Below are 1515 nucleotides of genomic sequence, written 5' to 3'. Positions count from 1 at the left end.
ATATCGGCAATCGGAACTGGTGAAATGCTTCTTGCGTGTAAGTATATCATAGCTCCGTCTGCCTATCTATACCGAATCGGGATCTTTTTCTGATAAAAGATTGGCTAGTCGATTTTTCGCTGTCTCAGGATTCTTAGAATACAGTCTTACAATATCGCCCATATCGTTCAATGCGTTGACGGTGTGGGTGATTTCTCTAAGGAACATAATCTCATTGTATTCCTTATTGGATTCAAACCCCATTGTCTGGGCGAGCATTTTGTTATCTGTATTTCCTTTGAAATTCTTACAAGCGAACTGGAACGAATCCACGAACAGCTCGTATTCCCGTAACATCAGTAGTAGCAGGTCTTTGGAAAAATCACTTTCGGACTGTTCCATATCATAAGGGAGCTTATTCAGAATGGAAGTCATCACATCACGAATCTGTAATTCTCTTTTATCCGTAATGTCTGTTTCGTATTCGTCCGTCTCACCTTTCAGCCATTCCACAGATACATGAAGTGCATCTGCCAGACCTTCTAAGGTCATTTTCTTGGTGTTATCAATCGTTCCTGCTTCGTATCTCTGAATGGTTGAGGCTGTCACGCCCATTTTTTCAGCGACATAAGGCTGGTTCAATCCTAACTCCTGTCTACGGCTTTTTGCTCTGCTACCGATTGTCTTTCGCAATTCTTTATCTTTTAACATACTTGCGAACCTCCTTTTTCGGTATGTCATTACTATACCACATAACACGATATATTGCAATACGCAATTCTATAAAAGATGATAGAATTTCGTAAGGCTTGACATAGCGTTATAAAAGATATATACTTTAATCAGAATTGCGTAACGCAAGTTTTAAAAAAGGCTAATCCTTTCTTCAAAAAGGAACATCCTCTGATATACAAGACTTGTAATCCTACGCAGGAATGAGGTGATCGAATGACAGAATTAAAGTTTGCTCTCTCCATTGAAGAAGCTGCCGACTATACAGGTATCGGAAGAAACACTCTTAGAAATCTTGTGGAATGGGAAAAGCTGCCTATCCTTAGAGTGGGAAGAAAAATCTTAATCCGCAGGGAACGATTAGACGAGTTTCTGATTCTCAATGAGGGGAAGGATTTACGAGACAGACACGCAGTAAAAGCGGTCAAGGGAACAATGAAAAATGAATAAGGGACAGTCCTAAGACCATCCCTCTGGTATGTATCTGACTAAAAGCCATGATATACCTACACGCAAATAGATTATATCACGGACAAGTCCTCAGATACAACCAGAACTTTTGGAAAATGAGGACAAGATGGATGTGAATGGGTGCAATCGTCCACCCAGTTATAGCTTGTTGGTAGGACAAGTCCACCCAAGATGCAAAAGGTGTTATGAATAGTCCACCCAAGCCAGAAAATGAAGTGGGTGCAACCATCCACCCAAGTGAAGCCGACTGGTAGGACAAGTCCACCCAACTTACAAAAAGTGCTGTGAGAAGTCATACCAAGTGTAGCTATGAAAAAAGCTGTCCGACCTATG

Annotated in this window: 2 protein-coding genes; one reads left to right on the top strand and one right to left on the bottom strand. The window is 41.0% G+C overall.

Going from position 1 to position 1515, the window contains the following annotated elements:
- Positions 1-66: 66 nt before the first annotated feature.
- On the bottom strand, positions 67-690 hold the full coding sequence (locus tag ACESZP_RS17890) for a helix-turn-helix domain-containing protein (RefSeq protein WP_008396996.1): 624 nt from the start codon (positions 688-690) through the stop codon (positions 67-69).
- 237 nt (positions 691-927) lie between these two features.
- On the opposite strand from ACESZP_RS17890, the gene ACESZP_RS17885 reads away from it, so the two are divergent.
- Positions 928-1161: a helix-turn-helix domain-containing protein gene (locus ACESZP_RS17885; protein WP_008396997.1), complete on the top strand. Its 234-nt coding sequence runs from the start codon at positions 928-930 to the stop codon at positions 1159-1161.
- Positions 1162-1515 lie beyond the last annotated feature (354 nt).

This window comes from Candidatus Dorea massiliensis AP6, from assembly GCF_964245105.1.
GTDB classification, from domain to species: domain Bacteria; phylum Bacillota; class Clostridia; order Lachnospirales; family Lachnospiraceae; genus Laedolimicola; species Laedolimicola intestinihominis.
This window is presented reverse-complemented; position numbering and strand designations above follow the sequence as displayed.

Coding starts and splice junctions, on each gene's coding strand:
- ACESZP_RS17890 (WP_008396996.1), bottom strand. CDS start 690: ATGTTAAAAGATAAAGAATTGCGAAAGACAATCGGTAGCAGAGCAAAA.
- ACESZP_RS17885 (WP_008396997.1), top strand. CDS start 928: ATGACAGAATTAAAGTTTGCTCTCTCCATTGAAGAAGCTGCCGACTAT.